Raw genomic sequence first — 17,468 nt, 5'->3', positions numbered from 1 at the left:
GGGGTGTGATGTGGCTTATAGTTGAATTATTGAAAGTGGGACGCCATCCCTATAATAGGTATGGCAAGAATCTTTGGATTGGTGACTATGAACGAGAACAACGGTGTTCCCGCCGGCGGAACAGTGACGGCTGGCCCTCAGCCCGCCGCCACGACTGCCCGGCATGACCAGAAGAACGTCCGCCGGGCCGCTTGGGCGGGCCTGGTCGGCACGGCACTTGAGCAGTACGACTTCGTGATCTACGGGACCGCGTCGGCGATCATCTTCAACACGATCTTCTTCCCCAACGTCAGCCCGGCCGTCGGCATCATCGCCTCCTTCGGCGCCTACGCCGTTGGCTTCGGCGCACGCCCGCTCGGCGGACTGTTCTTCTCCCGCTACGGCGACCGCCTGGGACGCAAGTGGGTTCTTGTCTGTACCTTGATGCTCATGGGCGTGGCCACCTTCGCGATCGGCCTGTTGCCGACCTACGCACAGGCCGGCGTCTGGGCACCGATCCTGTTGGTGGCCTGCCGCTTCCTCCAGGGCTTCGGCGCCGGAGCCGAACAGGCCGGCGGCGTGGTGCTGCTGACCGAGATCGCCGCCAAGGGCAGGCGCGGACGCTTCGCCTCGCTGGTCTTCGTCGGTGCCGCTGCTGGTACCGCCATGGGCGCCGTGGTGTGGATGCTGGTGCAGCTGATGCCGAAGGAAGCCCTGCTCTCCTACGGCTGGCGCCTGGTCTTCTTCTCCTCGATCTTCGTCACCATCGCGGCCTGGCTGATCCGCCGCAACCTCAAGGAATCCCCGGTCATGGCAGAACTCAAGGCCGAGGTCGGCATGGCCGACCGCCAGAAGACCCCCGCCGCGGACGTGTTCAAGAACGGCCGCCGCGGCCTGTTCAGCGTCTTCTTCATGAACGTGGGCGCCAACGCCCACTCCTACATCTTCCAGACCTTCATGGGCTCCTACCTGATCACCTACCTCGCGGTGGATTCGACCTTCATCCCGAAGGTGCTGTTCATCGGCGCCATGTTCGCGTGCGTCTCGGCCTGGATCGCCGGCAACCTCTCCGATAAGTTCGGACGCCGCCCGCTCTACCTGAGCATCACCGGGTTCCTGCTGCTCTTCCCGTTCCCCGCCTTCATGCTGCTGAACACCGGCAGCCTGTTCTGGATCGGCGTGGTCATCGTGCTCGGCTTCATCTTCGCCGCGCAGGGCACCGTGGGAGTGCAGGCAGCCTACTTCCCCGAGCTCTTCGGCTCCCGCTACCGCTACGCCGGCGTGGCGCTTGGACGCGAGTTCTCCTCGGTCTTCGGCGGCGGCATCGCCCCTCTGATCTGCTCCGCGCTTGTCACCTGGGCCTCGGGTTCCTGGATCCCGGTGGCCATCTACATGACCCTGATGATGGCCATTACCTTCATCGCCGCACTCAAAGCCCCCGAAACCCGGGACCGCGACCTACTCACGGAAGAAGACGCCCACAAATGAGCATCCGCATCTTGATCACCGACTGCGACCACGACTCGATCGCCGTCGAGCAGGAAGTCGCCGCCGCGGCCGGTGTCGAACTGGTCCTGGCCCAGTGCCACACCGAGGACGAGGTGATCACCGCGGCCGCCGACTTTGACGGCATCGTGGTGCAGTACGCCCCGATCACCGCACGCGTCATGGACGCCCTGCCCAAGCTCAAGGCCATTGGCCGCTACGGCGTGGGTGTTGACACCCTGGACATCGAGGCAGCTACGGCCCGCGGCATTGTTGTCTCCAACGTCCCGGACTACGGCACCGAAGACGTCTCGGACCACGCGATCTGCCTGGCCGCCACCCTGGCCCGCGGCATCACCCGCCTGGACCGCGAGCTGCGCGCCGGCTCCTTCTCCCTCGAGTCGGTCAAGCCGCTTCGCCGCATTCGCGGACGTGTCTTCGGCGTGATCGGCCTGGGCCTGATCGGCGCCGCCACCGGACGCAAGGCCAAGGGACTGGGTTACAAGGTCATCGGTTCTGACCCGGTCCGCGAGGTTGGTACCACCACCGAGGATGGCATCGAGGTGCTCACCATGGAGCAGGTGCTCGAGCAGGCAGATGTCATTTCCCTGCACGTGCCGCTGAACGAGCACACCCACCATCTGGTCAACGACGACTTCTTGGCCAAGGCCAAGGATGGCGCGGTGCTCATCAACACCTGCCGCGGCGGCGTCGTGGAATCCGCAGCCGTGGTCCGCGCCCTGCGCAGCGGCAAGCTCTACGGAGCCGGCCTGGACGTCTTTGAGGAGGAACCACTCCCGGTGGATTCGGACCTGTTCACCGAGCCCAACGCGGTATTGACCCCGCACGCGGCCTGGTACTCCGAGGAGTCCTACACCGAACTGAAGTCACGCGCCCTGGGCAACGTCATTGACGTATGCCAGGGCAAGGAACTACGCAACATCTACAATCCGGCAGCACTCGCTGTTGCCCGCTAGGAGCTCTACCGTGTCCACCAACACGACCCAGACCGGGGGAATCTTCGACATCTCCGGTCGCACCGCAGTGATCACGGGAGCCTCCCGCGGCATCGGACTGCACATTGCCTCAGGTCTCATGCGCCAGGGCGCAAACGTGATCACCCTGCAGCGCGGGGAGCTGGCACCCGAACTCGAGCAGCTGGCCAAGGAAACCGGGGGCACCGCACACGCCATCGCCGTGGACCTCGCCGACGAAGCCTCGGTCGCCGCAGCCGCGGAGCAGGCCCTGGCCCTGGGGCAGGTGGACATCCTGGTGAACAACGCCGGGACCCAGATCCGCCACGACGCGGTTGAGTTCCCGCTGAGCGATTTCGACACCGTGATGAACGTGAACACCCGCGCGGTGTTCCAGCTCTGCCAGCTCTTTGGCGCGCCGATGCTGGAACGAGGCTACGGCAAGATCATCAACCTGGCCTCGATGCTCACCTTCCAGGGCGGCTTCCGGGTTCCCGCCTACGCGGCCTCCAAGGGCGCGGTGGCGCAGCTGACCAAGGCCCTGTGCAACGAATGGGCCGGACGCGGAGTGAACGTGAACGCGGTGGCCCCCGGCTACATCGCCACGGACATGAACGAGGCGCTGTTGGCTGATGAGGCACGCAACGAACAGATCCTGGTGCGCATCCCGGCAGGACGCTGGGGCAACCCGGATGACCTGGCAGGAGCCGTACTCTTCCTGGCCAGCCCCGCTGCCGACTACATCCACGGCACGGTCCTTCCGGTGGACGGCGGGTGGCTCTCGCGATGAACACCGAAAAGATCCGCACCGCTCCCGGTGCGCTGTTGCGCGAGACCCCGATCGTGGCGGTGCTGCGCGCCAGGCACGCGAGCGAATACGCCCCGGTCATCGACGCGTTGGTCAAAGGCGGCATCACCAGCATCGAGTTGACGCTGAGCACCGCCGGCGTGTTCGAGGAGCTGCCCGCGCTGCGCGTCCGTTACGGAAGCGCAGCCGACGTCGGCGTTGGTACAGTCACCACTGTTGAGGAGGCGGAGGCCGCCATTGCCGGCGGCGCCGGCTTCATTGTCACCCCAATCACCGACCCACAAATCGTTGCAGCCGCCGTGGCAGCGGGCATCCCGGTCTACCCGGGCGGCATGACCCCCACCGAGCTGTTCGCCGGCTGGAAGGCCGGGGCCACCGCGGTGAAGATCTTCCCCGCATCCCAAGTAGGCCCGGGGTTCCTCAAGGACCTGCGAGGTCCCTTCCCGGATATCCAGGCAGTCCCCTCGGGAGGCGTCGGCGTTGCCGAGGCCGTCGAATGGATCCGTGCCGGTGCGCTCGCTGTCAGCGTGGGCGGCCCGCTGCTCGGAGACGCGTTCAAGGGCGGGAACATGGACGAGCTCACGGCCCGGGCCAAGGCCTTGGTCACCGCCGTGGCCGGGGCCAGGGACGAGGCCAAGGCATGAGCCAGGACAAGTACACCGATGTGGTGACCCTGGGGGAAACCATGGCGTTGATGCGCGGCACCAGTGCCGGCCCCCTGGCCCACGCCTCCACCCTGGGACTGGGTATGGGCGGCTCCGAGTCGAACTTCGCCATCGCGCTGCGCCGTCTGGGCACCTCCGTGTCCTGGATCGGGCGTCTGGGAGCAGACAGCTTGGGCGACCTGGTGCAGCGCGAGATCCGCGCGGAGGACGTGAACACCGTGGTGGTTCGCGACGCATCGGCCCCCACGGGCCTGATGATCAAGGAACGCCGCACCGAAACCCACCAAAAGGTCTGGTACTACCGTGCCGGGTCCGCCGGCTCCAGGCTGTGTGCCGCCGACCTCCCGCAGTCGCTGATCTCGAACGCCAAGCTGTTGCACCTGACCGGGATCACCCCGGCGCTCTCGGCCGAGGCCGCCGGCGCAGTGGATGCGGCAATCCAGATGGCACATGCCGCCGGGGTGCTGGTGTCCTTCGATTTGAACTACCGGGCGGCGCTGTGGAGAGAGGAAGAAGCGGGGGGAGCCTATCGGGCCATCCTGCCCAAAGCCGACGTGGTATTCGCCGGGGACGAGGAAGCAGCCATTGCCGTGGGTCCAAGCGAGGACCCCATGGAGCTGGCCCGCCGGATCGCCGAGCTGGGACCGCGCCAGGTCATCATCAAGCTCGGTGATGCTGGCGCCGTGGCGCTGATCGACGGCAAAGAGTATCGGCGCGAGGCGATCAAGGTGCCGGTGGTTGACACGGTCGGTGCCGGGGATGCGTTTGTCGCCGGCTACGTTGCCGAACTATTGGCGGGCCTGGATCCGCACCAGCGGCTGGAAACCGCGGTGCGCACCGGGGCCTTTGCCTGCATGGTCCCCGGAGACTGGGAAGGCATGCCGCGCCGCGATGAGCTCGGGATGCTCGAGCAAAGCGAGCCAGTGGCCCGCTAGGAATTGCCCGCACCCGGGGGCTTGCAAGACCAGAGATAAAAGAATCCAAGGAGTTGTAATGAAGGCAGTAGTGGTGCACGGACCCAAGGACCTGCGTGTGGAAGATGTCCAGGAATCTCCGGTTGGGCCCGGCGAAGTAGCAGTGGATATCGCCTACGGCGGGATCTGCGGATCCGACCTGCACTATTGGCAGCATGGTCGCAACGGCTCCTTCGAGGTCAAGGAGCCGCTGGTACTGGGCCATGAGGTGGTCGGCCGGGTGCGCGAGCTGGGGGAGGATGTCACCGGCTGGAACGTTGGGGATGCCGTGGCGATCCACCCGGCAACTCCCTGCCCGGAACCCGAAGCAAAACCAACGGGCATGCACCTGATCCAGGGAGGCACCTACCTGGGCAGCGCCAGTACCACGCCGCACACCCAAGGCGGATTGGTCGAGGTGCTGAACGTCCAATCGCGGCAGCTGCGTCGTTTGCCCGAAGGCCTAGACCTGCGCACTGCGGCGTTGGCCGAACCGCTGGCCATTGCCCTGCACGGAATCGACCGAGCGGCGGGCCGCATCGAGGGTGCACGCTGCTTCGTCAGTGGTGCGGGGCCGATCGGCCTGTTGGCCGCTGCGGTGCTGAAGTTGCGCGGTGCGGCATACGTTTCGATCTCGGACCTGCAGCCCCGCGCCCTCGAGGTGGCACAAGCGATGGGAGCTGACATGACGTTCAACATCCTTCAAGCGGAAGGTCCTGAATCGCTCGGCTATGACGTGAGCGTCGAGGCCGCAGGAGCCGCCGCGAGCCTGCAGACGGTGCTGGATGCGACACGTCGCGGCGGTACGGTGGTGCAGCTGGGGATCCTGCCCCGCGACGCCGTATCGATCTCGCTCTCGGAACTCGGTCTGCGCGAGCTGACGGTTTTTGGTTCGCAGCGTTTCGAGACGGAGCTGGACGAAGCGGTGGAATTGTTGGCCGAGCATCCGTTCCTGGCGCAGGCCATCAGCCATGACTACCCGCTTCAGGAGGCGGACGCGGCCTTCGCTATGGCACTGGATTCGGTCGTTTCCTCCAAGGTCCTGATCAAGGTCGGCGCGCACGGGGAATGAAAGCGGCGGAGGTGCCTCGTTCGCGCAGGCGTCCCATAACAGCCCATGATCCCTGTGACGATAGGGTTTTCTGCAACAACGCGTCTAACTACTGGGATGCCGTATGACAGGGTCCTATCCATCGGATTCTGCAGTAGGACCATTTCGGGATTGCATATGTGCTGTTTTCCGAGATCAGCCGAAAATTTTCCGCAAATACAGCTCTCTTGCAAGACGGCGGCCTGATTTGTGGGACTCTTCAGCCATGATCGGCGTTTGACCGGAAACGTTCCGTAACTTCGCTCTCTCACAAGACAGCATGATTCCCGGCACGGTTTAGGGCGTGGGTATTGATTGAGAGAGATGATGGCTGATAGGGTGCCACGCGAGTAAGCAACTGGTCCCTGTGCGCTTGAAGTGGCTTTGCATAGGGGCCTTTTGTAGCATGGGCATAATTGAGCGGCGGAGCGATTTTCTTGATGATGTCCTTCTCAACATCTTCAGGCGTCGGATGGAGCACCCAGGTCGTCTGCAGGTGGGTGATCATCCAGTTCGTCAGGAGCTGCTCTGCTGCTGGCGCAAGGCTGAATTTAGTGCGGCGTCGGGGGTCCACGACGATCTCTGGGAGCACAAGCAGATCATCGACCAGCAATGCAACGAGAGAGCGCCGGATCGTGGATATCCGAGTTTTCTCTAAATGCATCTTCCCGGCGCGCTCCGCGAGGGTCGTCCGGGCGATGCCGACGTACAACGGCTTGGCAGGATCAACTTGTGGAAAGCCGGTGGGCCAGAAGCGAGCGAGGGCGCCCTTCGGATCCCACCACGCATAGACGCCGGGCTTGTCGATGCTGCTGAGGGTCAGGGGCGACGCTGGAGTTGCGGTGCCAAGCACATTACATACTTCGATCCATTCCATGGGTCTGATCGTACCCAGTTGCTCCGGCACCAGCTGCCCTGTTCGATCCTTTCGAAAATCGGTCAGCCGTTACCTACCTGGCCGGAGTTGCGAAAGTCCAAGGTTATTTGATCCTGACGTGGCGCAAGGACTCGAAGCCGAAGAATCACCCGGTTATCGACGCCGCGCCCTCATGTTCCCGCGGTTGAAAACGCTCGTTTTCGATAAATTACGCGGTTGAGCCCTCAAAGACATCAACATCCTGCTCATCGCCCTCGGGAACTTTGGCTGATAATGTCCGAGGCGGCCATAACGACGGGAGAACCCACGCAGGAGAAGCGTCATGCGCCCAATAGAATTCCGGGGGATGCTCCCAGGAACCAACATTTTCGAACCTGTCTACCGCTAGTTTGCCGCCGTGTACCTAGGCTAAATAGAGCTCACTGTAGCCGCAACGAAACTAATCCACTAGTGGATTAGATTGCTTGCAGTTACCCGAACCTATCTTGAAGAGGACCCACGCGGAGGAGCGCAGCTGCAGCGCCTCCGCCTGGGACAGAGCGAGTAAGGCTCCAAAGCCCTGGAACAAGATCGCATTGGGCATAACGCTGAGTTCAAGCGCTCGCGCGCGGGTCTGCTCCGTCAGCTTCGAGCACGTCGGTGTACCGCCGGAACGCCTTGTCTACCTCGCTCTGGATCTGGACGAGCGTGCCCTCTTCCATGCGATAGGTCCGATTAGGATCGCCCCTGAAGGAGAGCCAATTGAAGCTCGTAGTGACCCATAGGTCATCGGAGATCAGGATCTTGGCGTGGGTGTTCTGCAGGCGAACAACCCTCAGTTTGTCATAACGGGCAGCCAGATTGTTGAGTTTGCGCAGCGCGAAGTCGTCAGATCCGCTGTCATCAGGGCCATAGCCATGACCGATATGGACTTCGACGCCAGCCCGCAGGCGGCGCTCAAGGGCCGCAACAAAGTCAGTGTTCACCACTCCGCCCTTCACCCACGGCGCGATGATGAGCAGACGCTTCTTCGCGCCGTTGAGAGCCTTGCTAAGCAACTGAGGATGCTCGTGGACGTCGACACTGCGCACGGCGATGTCTTCAACTCGCTGGGGCTTATCCGCCGGTTCGTCGGGGCTCTCGGCAACTTGTTCGCCCGCGACTCTGATGCTCTCGACCTGTTCAAAAGCCACTCGTTGTTCTTCGAGTTCAGGAGCTAGCGTGGGGCGTGGTTCAGGAAGAGCGACCGAGATTCCGAGCTTCACGACGGCGTCAGCGGCTGCAAGCTCTAGCCCGTGCGCAGGTTGAAGATCACCGTCGATGCATAGGCCCAGCTCCACTTCGCCAGAGTCTGGATCGCCGTAGACAAGCAATTGCGCCGGTATGTACAGATGTAGGTTCTGCGAAGCTATTTTCCTGATTCGCAGCACTTCAACCTGCCGTGTACGGTCGTCACGGGACTCGACAAGCTCGTTGAAGCGCTCCACAGCGAGGTCGTTGAGGTCGACCCGCGAGGTCTGCTTGGCGGGGAGGATCTCGAGACCGGCTTCTCGGGCATCCCGCTTCTTAATCAGGCTAGAGCGCGCGTAGTCTTGGGCGTTCCAGATGAGCCGATCGAAAGGTACGTTAATCTGAGTAAGAACGGGCTGGACCGCAGCAAGATTGCGAGCCGCTTCTAGCCCTAGCGCCGTTAGACTGAGTTGCCCATTCGCTACTCGAGTGAGGTTGTTTGTGCTGATCTGGTCGGCAACCGTTGTCACGACCTGCTCGCGTTGTAACCCTAGAAGCGCTGCGATCTCATCGATTTCGCGGACTCCCGCGTGCACAAACCGCAGGATGAACTCTTCGAGGAGGGGAAGCGGCTTGCGCTCCTGCGCGAGAACATCCAGGCGAAGCATCGTGATTGGTAAGGCAGCGTCCACGACGCTGATCAATTGGAGACCCGGGCGGTGGTCGCCGAATCTGCGCCGGATCATGTCTCCTGAGGTCAGACTCATCGCTCGGCCGTCCTAAGTTCGCAGTCATCTGGATGGGTGTCGATGTACGTCAGTACTTTCTTTAATGCTCCGGTCGTACCTCGGATGAATCCCGCGTCGCCCACGACCGTGAGGCCGAAGCGAGCACGTGAAAGCCCGACGTTGATTCGTCGCCAGTAATCCGGCCCAATGAAGCCGAGTTCGGCCCTTGCGTTGCTTCGTGTCACCGAGAAGATGGCCACGTCTGACTCGCGTCCTTGAACAGCGTCTACGCTCATCACGGTGATCGAAAGATGCCTTAGCCGATCCCGAAGGGGAGCGAGTTGCTGCTTGAGGTCCGAGACCTGAGCGACATATGGCGCGATGACTAGTACGTCGAGTTTTTCTTTGTCATTAGGAAGCTGGACGACCTTCTTGTCAATGGAGCCATTGAGCACCTTAAGCCGCTCAATAACGATGCGGGCTTCTGCACGGTTTGCAAAGCTCTTGCCTTTGCCATGAGGAGCTGCCTCACGGCGGTCATCGCCGTGAGCGGAGGTGTCGAGCCATAGTATGGGCTTGCCGTAACCAATCGGATACCCTTCGAGCCCTCTAGTGTTCGGCGATCGCAACTTCTCCTCATAGAAGCAGGACGAGATCATGTCCCCGATCGGCCGAATCATTCGGTATTGCTGGTTCAGCATGACTTGTGAGTGCTCCGGCAGACGATCGGTCAGTCTCTGGAACAGTGTCTGTTTGATGTCTTCGGGAAGGAGCTGATGGTCATTCATCAGCTCCTTGTTTCTCAGCAGGTTCTCGTCGACGGGAGGCAACTGGTTCGTATCCCCAACCACCACCCATCGCTTGGCTCGGGATATCGGCACCAACGCTTCGGTCAAGGTCGCCCGCGAAGCTTCGTCGACGATGCACAAGTCGATTTCGAGGTGACGCACCGCTGGATGTCTTAGGTAGCCGACGCAAGTTCCCGCGATGACATTCGTCTGATCGAGGAATGTGTTAGCGAGTCCGGAATCAGAGGAAATCCGCTGCAACCACTCACCTTGAAGCTGTAGACGGGTAAGCAGTTGCTGCGCATTGACGCTCTCGCCGATGAGGACGTCTACTGCGTTGACGGCATCCAGAGTGTTCATATCGGCCGACAAAGTTAGGTCGCTCCCTAACTCTGACTGTGCCTCGGCCAGCAGCTCGTCACGCAGGTCAACCAAAGCGTCAACCTTCTCCTGCACCGATGTCCAAGACATAGGTTCAGACAGCGAGGTCGCAAGTTCCGACTGATGCTCGTGATCATCTTCGGGCCGGAATGTCTGGAGATAGTCGAGCTCAGACAGAGCCGCCGAAAGTTGCTGCAGGGCGAGTGCCGCTCGAAGGTGCGAGGGAGCAAGTCCGGCTTCGGTCGCGCGCGTTCCTAAGTGTTTTTCCGCGTTCCTACGAACTTCACGCGCCCAGCGCTTCATTTGGGGATCAAGCAGGAGATGGCGCACAGACTCATCGACACGGTTCGGGTCGGAGCTAGCCAGTCGGACCATGCTTGCCTGCCCGCCATCGGCGAGACGTTGCAGTGCGTTGTCCACAGCAACGTTGGTTTGGGAGGCGATAAGTACCCGCGCTTCAGAATTTGCTTTCAGGGTCTGCTCCACGAGCTCCGCAATGAAGCTCGTCTTGCCAGTTCCTGGTGGACCTTGAACGACATAGATGTCGGGCGATCCTAGCGCTGTTTCGATCGCCTCACGCTTACGGTCATCGAGCTCCCGATTCCACTTGGCGATTGAGATAGCTTTCGGCTCAGTGTTGCGGCTTGGGTCGAGGAGCAGCTCGCGCAGATCAGGACGGGCCGACTTGTCCCGCTGAACATCATCGACGGCGTGCCGTTGACGGTTAAGTGCTGCCTCATCGGGGCCGAGGTGAGGATCGAGAACCGCGCGATCGGGCAGCCCCTCCCAGCGTCGTGGGCTCAGTATGACGACTCGATCGACATCATGTTCGACAACCTCGCCCCAAGCGAACTTGCGGTCGGTCACCTGATCTCGCACGCGCCACTCCGTGCCGACCAGATCATCATCAACCGCGGACTCCAGCGTGAAGGTGGCCTGGCGACCGCGGGCCTGCACCTTTTTGTAAATAAGCGGCTTCTTCTCGCCACGTGCAAGCTCTTCTCGAGCATTCAGGACCCTGCGCCACGTGTCGAAGAGCTCGTCACCGTCGTGCCTTTCCTCACCGATGTCTTCTCGCTGATCACTAGCCTCATAAAAGGCGTCGATGGTGTCGATCATGGTTGCCATGCCGGCCCGTACAACGGCTGGGTTGGCTGGCTGCGCGAATGTCCAGTCGAAGACCTGCGGGAGCAGTAGAGCCCGTCGTCGGTGATTTTCGAGTCTCTCGAAATCGAGTTCTGCGGCCTTGATGACCACGGCGCCGCTCTCATCGGATTTTAGGGTGAAACTCCATGCCGCGCCGTCGATCCGCACGCTGTCGCGCTGGAGTTGGCCCGACTCACGGTCGGCAAAGAACGAGGCGTAGACGTCGCCTGAAAGGTCGGCTTGAACTTTGCCAACGGCCTCCTGTCGCGCGTCGTCGTTGCCGCCCAGAGACCTGATTGCCGACTTCGTAAGACGAAGCCAAACGGGGTATCGTGCAACCTGTTGCTGTGCTTGGCGCCGCTGTTGGATTCCGTGGATTGCCCCGAGGAGGTCGCTAGCATTCTTCGGCCGTTCGTCCGGTTGCGTGGCGATACATGATGCGAGCAGGCGTCGAACATCTGGGGGGACGGGTATTGACTCCAGCGCCCGCTCGACTCCTGCGAGATCCTTCAGCTGATCCTTCGTCATGCACTGGATGAGTAGGACGCCCATTGAATAGACATCGCGCACGTATCGGACATCTGCGTTTAGTTCAGGCGGCGCATACGGCTTAGAGTGCCAGCCGGCGACGGTCTGAAGAGTAGCTTGCTCTTCGCCTCGGATCTTCGCGATTCCGAAGTCAGCAAGGAGGGGAACCCCTGAATCGGAGACAAGAACGTTTTGCGGCTTGATGTCCCGGTGCTCGATCTGTTTTAGATGCGTGTATGCCAATGCATCAACGAGGGGCAACGCGATGTCAGTCGCAAGACGGTCCCAAGACTCCCAAGGCCCTGAAGCTTTTAACACATCGTCGAGGTTGCGCTCGACCCAATCCAACACGATAACGTAGGTGTCTTTTTCGTCCGTGCCTGCCCAACGGCAGCGAACGATGTTCGGATGCGACAAGCTCTTCAGCGTCGTGGCTTCGTTGTTGAAAACCTTGCGCGTCACATCGTCGGATTGTCCCGACAGGAGTTTGACCGCAACGAATGAATCGTCGCGATCGTCGATGGCTTTGCGAACGACGGAGAACGTCCCGCTACGGCGCTCCATCTTCAGGAGCATGTAATGGTCGCCGACGATGTCTGGCACGCCTCGTACCCCCCTTGATATCGATACTGGATTAGATCAAATATTATTAAAACATAGACCTCCTACACATACCGCCGATTTGGTTCTTGGTTCGGGGAACGTGTCCATCAATTAGGTGAAATAGCATTGTCATTTACGGCTTCCCGCCGCACGATGGTCGACGGCAACGGTGTTCTGCACCCAGTACAAGCAGTCGGACTGGCACGCCAGGCTCGGGTCCGGGGTTCACGCGGACGCGATCATGGATCGGATCGTCCACAATATGACCTGGATCGAAACCGGTGGCTACAACATTAGGGAGTAAACCTCGGGGGGTCGCGGGCTAAGGGATGTTGCTGAGGGCCGGTGGCCCCCTCCCGGGGAGGTGCCGGCTCTCAACGGCAATATTGGTGGTTCCGAAAGGCAATATCCGGTGGCCCTCAATCCTCGGTATATTCACTCAAATGCCAAATAGCCTCAGGAGGTAGTGCTGTTCCGGCGTATTGGTGTGTAATCTCGCAACATCGTAGATACTGAACCTCATGACTTCGTTGACAATCGATCTCACGACTTCGTGTGCCTGCCCGGAGGGGGCGCTACCAAGTCACCAAGTCACCGGAATACCACTACCAGGAGGGGCTATTTAGCAATTCGTCAAAAGTTGCCGCCGACCGCTAAAAACGAGTAGCGGCAATGAGAGATCCTGTATGCTATATCACGTCAGCGCAAATGTGGAGCAGAAAATGGTAAAAAGTGTCTCTGAAACGAACAAAAGATGAAGTTGTTTCCGGAACTGCCGATGAACTTCTATGGTGGATAGAGCAGCGAGAAGGGAAGCTTCAAGGTGCGGGATCCGAAACGATGGGTGTAAACCCATTTATGCTACCGGTCGTTGCGGCCCTACATGGTCTAGATACCCAAGACGAATTGGCGACCCTCCTGATGGCGGCACACTTAATGCAGGGTCACAGTACCGGGTTCGGGAAACTCCTCGATGAGAAGTTACTGCCAAAAGTATTTGGAACAACAAAACTAGATAAGAAATTTCGCAAAAATACGCCGCCGTATAGTCATTCAGCTTTTAATGAAATCGATCATTTGGTTACTAGGCCGAATGGAATAGAACTTCTTTCATTGAAAGCGTCTCCTTGGACAATCAATCTTTCAACCGCTACTGAACTTAATAAATCATTTAAGGGCATCCGGGACAGTTACATCACGCCATACCCGGGAATTTACATTGGCATAGCCATGGGCGTAACTTATGGTGCACCTGAAGCGCTGACCGACAAATATCAAATCCTTAGAGGACTCAGGCCTGATCAGAGATCCAAGCATATGGTTGATGACTTGACGCAGCATGTGTCGGTGTACGCAGGGCGAGAATTCTGGGCGTGGCTAAACTTCGGAGAAATGTCGACACAGGATTGGGTCATGGAAGGAATTCTAAAAGCTACGAAGTCAATTGACGGGCCGGCCGTCCGAAAAACTCATCTTATTAACTTGGCTAAGCAGTACTCTAATCTTCCGGCGATTTCGAGTTCCGGTGGAGCCTTCAATTGGGAATCGATCCTAGAACGCATTAACGGGTGAGGGCGCTTCGCTGGCATCGCGGCCATCGTAATAGCCATGATCGCCAGCAAACGCTTGCCCCTTTTTCCAGAAGACCCGTGTTCTAACGTGCGGCCGCAAGTGGATAATTTCGCTTGGCTTGTCCGTTTCGTGCTCTTCTCCTCGGGCTATGCGTTCCAAGAGTGTCTTCGCGACGCCCCCTACAACCTCACCCAACCGAACCGGTACGGCGTTGCCGATTTGCTTGTATTTTGATTGAATTGGTCCTTCAAAAATCCAGTCTTTCGGGAATTCTTGAATTGCGGCCGCTTCACCAACGGAGATAGCTCGAGTCTCTTTAGGGTGACACATGCTCGTGCCGGCATGATTTGGCATGGTAACAACCGTCGGGGACGGGTAAGCGAATGAAAGCCGCCGCCAGTAGGCGCTACGCCCCCCCTTGAGGTGCCAACTCTTCCCCATGGATTCCATTTGGATCTCTTCGGGCATGCTCCTCCAGTTCCCCCCCTCTGGAACCATCTCAAGGTAACGAAGTTTGCGTTCACTGAAGTTCATGACCTCTGGTGCTGGGTCGTGAAAATCTCCACCGATGGCATCTCCCAGAGTCATAAACTCAGGTAATCCATCTTCGGGACGATTCGAGTACCTTGGCGCAGGGAAATCGGCTTTCAACCCTCGTCGGTTTCCTATCAAGAAGACGCGTTCACGTATTTGTGGCGCTCCGTAGTTGGCCGCATTGACCACGAAGCAGTCAACTCGATAGCCTATTTCGGCAAACTGTTCGAAGACATATTTAAGCAGGCTACCTTTTTCTCCTTCTGGAGTCCCGGCTGCTTCCTTATTTGTGCTGAGGCTCATTGATAGCAGCCCTCGGACATTCTCCATTACAAATACTTCTGGGTTGACTTCGTCAACGACACGGACGTATTCGAGTAGCATCTGACCACGGGTGTCTGACAGCCCTTGCCGTTTTCCGAATACGCTGAAGGCTTGGCACGGAGGTCCTCCGACGACCAAGGGAACGTTAGTGGTAATGCCACTTCTTTCGATAAGCGTTTCGCCGGAGACGTCAACAATTGAGTGCCCGATGTGTGGAAGGTTGGGACGGTTCGTCCTAATCGTCTTTCCGGCATCGACGTCATTCTCCACGCATACACGAGTTTCGAACCCGGCCTTTTCCAAGCCAAGGTCCAGTCCCATGGCTCCAGAGAATAAGGAGATGAATGGAATCTTAGACATGGGCGTACTCTTCCTCAATATATGTAGCACGAGCAAACAAATGATCGTCCTGCGTAAAAATTTTATGCATATCGCGCGAATCAAATAAAAAATCAGTATTTATATACAATTTTACTCGTTAATGGCGTCCGAAACTCAACTGTTTAGAGCTTCGATTTTGGCGGCGGCAGGAAACCATATTTGTTCATTTTTACTTCCTGTGGGCATCCGACATGAAGCGTAGTAACGAGTTTAGCCGCTTGCCGCAGGCTATTGGTTGTGTAATGGTCAGCTGACGCGCGTTCCTTGGACAAAACTGGAGACTGCTGTCACGTTCAGGCGCACGGTGACGATTCAAACTTCCTCCAATCGGACATAATCGATATCACATAGTTGTTGGCAGTCGAAGGTGAGCCGAGATGGCTGCAACACCAAGTGCCATAATTCCATCGGTACGTCACCAACTTACAATAGTGCACCGACACTTTAGCAATGTTGTGGCAGACGTACCAATGCACGACTCGAGTCGGCTATGCCATTTCGGTGCCAAATAAATGAGTGTGTAAGAAAATCCGCCATTTAGGTGCCCGCAGCGGCACCAACTGCCCGCTGCTCAGCGTCATTAAGTGGCCATCCGGCGTTATGAGCATGTGACAAGTGAGTGTCAACTCATCGAGAATGCTTGAAGATTAAACCAAATCGTGTATCGTTGAGTGAGGACCAGCAGCGTTCTCACCCCCCTCCAATGCCAAAGGAACCGATCCCCGAATGACCACCACACTGCGCGACGTACGCTCAACCGGATGGGCCACCAACGACGTTCCGGACGCGGTCGTGCTCTTCCTGCACGGCTTCGGTTCGAATGAGCAGGATCTCAGCGGACTGGCCCCGGCACTCGGGCTTGACCTTCCCTGGGCCTCGCTGCGTGCTCCGCTTGAGCTCGGCAACGGCGGGGCCGCTTGGTTCGAGATCACCACTCCGGGCGCCCCGGATGCTGCACCGGTGGAGGCGGCAACCGCCGCTATCTGGGCCTGGATCGATCAAAACGTCGACCCTGCCACCCGCATCATTCCCGTCGGATTCTCCCAGGGCGGGCTCATGGCCAGCCAGCTGCTGCGCACCAGCCCCGACCGCGTGATCGCCCCGGCGATCCTCGGCGGATTCGTCCTCGGTGCAAGCCAGCCGGGAGACCAGACGCTGCGCGAAAACCTTCCGGCCGTGTTCTGGGGCCGCGGCTCCGCGGACCGGGTCATTGCCCCGGTGGCGATCACCCGTACTGCCGAATTCCTTCCGGATCACTCCTCGCTCATCGAGAAGGTCTACCCGGGACTGGCCCACGGCATCAACGCCGCCGAGCTCGACGACGTCCGCGACTTCATCACCGCCCACATTGGTGCCGAGGTGGTCTCCGGCGCATGAGTTCCGCCAACCCGTTCGAGATCGGAATCTTCACCTTCGGCGAGCTCACCCGCGATGCGGCCGGCAAGCCGATAAACGCCGCGACGCGCATGCGCGACATTCTTGAATGGGCCCGCGTGGCAGATTCGGCCGGGCTAGATGTCTTTGGCGTGGGGGAGCATCACCGCGAGGACTTCGCTGTCTCCTCCCCGCCGGTCGTGCTTGCAGCAGCTGCAGCGCAGACCAAGAACATCCGCCTGACCAGCACCGTCACGGTACTTTCCAGCGCGGACCCGGTGCGCGTCTTCGAAGACTTCGCGACGCTGGATTTGATCAGCTCCGGACGGGCCGAGCTCACCGCGGGCCGCGGCGCCTACCTGGAGTCCTTCCCGCTCTTCGGCCAGGACCTGCAGCACTACGACGAGTACTTCGATGACCGGCTCGAGCTACTGCTCAAGATCCGCGACGAAAACCCTGTCACGTGGAACGGCAGTACTCGCCCTCCGCTGCACGATGCGGGGATCTGGCCGCGCCCCGTCCAGGACTCCCTGCCGATCTGGGCCGCCGTAGGCGGGCCCCCCGCCTCAGCCGTGCGCGCGGGAAAGCTGGGCATGCCGCTGTACCTGGCCATCCTGGGGGACCCGCCGCGCTTCGCGCCGCTGGCAGACCTGTACCGCCGCTCCGCCGTTGCCGCGGGCCGGGAACCCGGGCAGATCGGGGTGACCTCGCACTTCTACGTGGAGGAGACCTCGCAGGGAGCCAAGGACACGTTCTTCCCGCACTACAGCTCCTACATCGGGCAGAACATGCCGCGGGCGGGCCGCCTGGACCGGGCAGCCTTCGAGTCCTGGGCGTCGCCGCGCGGGGCCCTGTTCGCTGGCAGCCCGGCGGAGATCGTGGAGAAGATCCTTTGGGAGCACGAGATCCTGGGACACACCCGCTTCCTGGCCCAGGTCGGGCTCGGGGGCCTGTCTCAGGCACAGACGTTGCGCTCCATCGAGCTGCTGGCCACCGAGGTGCTGCCCGCCGTCCGTGCCGCGCTGAAAAACTAGCCTCCACGGCGAAGGCCGGCCCGCGATCGCGGGCC

Annotated in this window: 14 protein-coding genes; 10 read left to right on the top strand and 4 right to left on the bottom strand. The window is 60.0% G+C overall.

Annotation, left to right across the window (positions count from 1 at the left end):
* The first annotated feature begins 87 nt into the window (after nucleotides 1-87).
* The 6 genes from ACIPUB_RS06600 to ACIPUB_RS06575 are packed head-to-tail and all read left to right on the top strand — an operon-like array spanning nucleotide 88 to nucleotide 5,936.
* Nucleotides 88-1,467: an MFS transporter gene (locus ACIPUB_RS06600; protein ID WP_407606663.1), complete on the top strand. Its 1,380-nt coding sequence runs from the start codon at nucleotides 88-90 to the stop codon at nucleotides 1,465-1,467.
* Nucleotides 1,464-2,441: a C-terminal binding protein gene (locus ACIPUB_RS06595; protein WP_407606662.1), complete on the top strand. Its 978-nt coding sequence runs from the start codon at nucleotides 1,464-1,466 to the stop codon at nucleotides 2,439-2,441. The genes ACIPUB_RS06600 and ACIPUB_RS06595 overlap by 4 nt, the downstream gene beginning before the upstream one ends.
* Nucleotides 2,442-2,451: 10 nt before the next feature.
* Entirely contained in the window at nucleotides 2,452-3,228 is a 777-nt protein-coding gene (locus ACIPUB_RS06590) for a glucose 1-dehydrogenase (RefSeq protein WP_407606661.1), read from the top strand.
* The gene (locus ACIPUB_RS06585) at nucleotides 3,225-3,890 is read left to right on the top strand and encodes a bifunctional 4-hydroxy-2-oxoglutarate aldolase/2-dehydro-3-deoxy-phosphogluconate aldolase (protein ID WP_407606660.1); all 666 of its coding nucleotides are present in this window, start codon (nucleotides 3,225-3,227) and stop codon (nucleotides 3,888-3,890) included. The genes ACIPUB_RS06590 and ACIPUB_RS06585 overlap by 4 nt, the downstream gene beginning before the upstream one ends.
* The gene (locus tag ACIPUB_RS06580; protein ID WP_407606659.1) at nucleotides 3,887-4,846 is read left to right on the top strand and encodes a sugar kinase; all 960 of its coding nucleotides are present in this window, start codon (nucleotides 3,887-3,889) and stop codon (nucleotides 4,844-4,846) included. Before ACIPUB_RS06585 ends, ACIPUB_RS06580 begins: the two co-directional genes overlap by 4 nt.
* 58 nt (nucleotides 4,847-4,904) lie before the next feature.
* A complete protein-coding gene (locus tag ACIPUB_RS06575) occupies nucleotides 4,905-5,936 on the top strand; it encodes an L-idonate 5-dehydrogenase (RefSeq protein ID WP_407606658.1) in 1,032 nt (343 codons plus the stop codon).
* A 286-nt stretch (nucleotides 5,937-6,222) separates the two neighbouring features.
* Here ACIPUB_RS06575 and ACIPUB_RS06570 read toward each other — a convergent pair whose 3' ends face one another.
* The 3 genes from ACIPUB_RS06570 to ACIPUB_RS06560 form a co-directional block, all read right to left on the bottom strand.
* Nucleotides 6,223-6,831, bottom strand: a complete 609-nt coding sequence (locus ACIPUB_RS06570) for a GIY-YIG nuclease family protein (protein WP_407606657.1) — start codon at nucleotides 6,829-6,831, stop codon at nucleotides 6,223-6,225.
* 593 nt (nucleotides 6,832-7,424) lie between these two features.
* Nucleotides 7,425-8,807: a hypothetical protein gene (locus tag ACIPUB_RS06565; protein WP_407606656.1), complete on the bottom strand. Its 1,383-nt coding sequence runs from the start codon at nucleotides 8,805-8,807 to the stop codon at nucleotides 7,425-7,427.
* Nucleotides 8,804-12,214, bottom strand: a complete 3,411-nt coding sequence (locus tag ACIPUB_RS06560) for an AAA domain-containing protein (protein WP_407606655.1) — start codon at nucleotides 12,212-12,214, stop codon at nucleotides 8,804-8,806. Before ACIPUB_RS06560 ends, ACIPUB_RS06565 begins: the two co-directional genes overlap by 4 nt.
* A 169-nt stretch (nucleotides 12,215-12,383) precedes the next feature.
* Here ACIPUB_RS06560 and ACIPUB_RS06555 point away from each other — a divergent pair, with 169 nt between their 5' ends.
* Both ACIPUB_RS06555 and ACIPUB_RS06550 read left to right on the top strand, forming a co-directional pair.
* Entirely contained in the window at nucleotides 12,384-12,518 is a 135-nt protein-coding gene (locus tag ACIPUB_RS06555) for a hypothetical protein (protein WP_407606654.1), read from the top strand.
* A 428-nt stretch (nucleotides 12,519-12,946) separates the two neighbouring features.
* Nucleotides 12,947-13,786: a hypothetical protein gene (locus ACIPUB_RS06550; RefSeq protein WP_407606653.1), complete on the top strand. Its 840-nt coding sequence runs from the start codon at nucleotides 12,947-12,949 to the stop codon at nucleotides 13,784-13,786.
* Here the strand turns inward: ACIPUB_RS06550 and ACIPUB_RS06545 are convergent.
* On the bottom strand, nucleotides 13,766-15,004 hold the full coding sequence (locus tag ACIPUB_RS06545) for a DNA cytosine methyltransferase (RefSeq protein ID WP_407606652.1): 1,239 nt from the start codon (nucleotides 15,002-15,004) through the stop codon (nucleotides 13,766-13,768). The genes ACIPUB_RS06550 and ACIPUB_RS06545 overlap by 21 nt on opposite strands.
* 747 nt (nucleotides 15,005-15,751) lie before the next feature.
* Between ACIPUB_RS06545 and ACIPUB_RS06540 the strand changes: the two genes are divergently transcribed.
* Nucleotides 15,752-16,402, top strand: coding sequence for an alpha/beta hydrolase (locus ACIPUB_RS06540; RefSeq protein ID WP_407606651.1), 651 nt, complete (start codon nucleotides 15,752-15,754; stop codon nucleotides 16,400-16,402).
* A complete protein-coding gene (locus ACIPUB_RS06535; RefSeq protein ID WP_407606650.1) occupies nucleotides 16,399-17,433 on the top strand; it encodes an LLM class flavin-dependent oxidoreductase in 1,035 nt (344 codons plus the stop codon). The genes ACIPUB_RS06540 and ACIPUB_RS06535 overlap by 4 nt, the downstream gene beginning before the upstream one ends.
* Nucleotides 17,434-17,468: the final 35 nt, after the last annotated feature.

Origin of the sequence: Paeniglutamicibacter sp. ORCA_105 (genome assembly GCF_045798545.1) — a bacterium.
Lineage (GTDB): Bacteria > Actinomycetota > Actinomycetes > Actinomycetales > Micrococcaceae > Paeniglutamicibacter > Paeniglutamicibacter sulfureus.
Note: the sequence above shows the minus strand (reverse complement) of the source record. Positions and strands in the feature narration are given on the sequence as shown.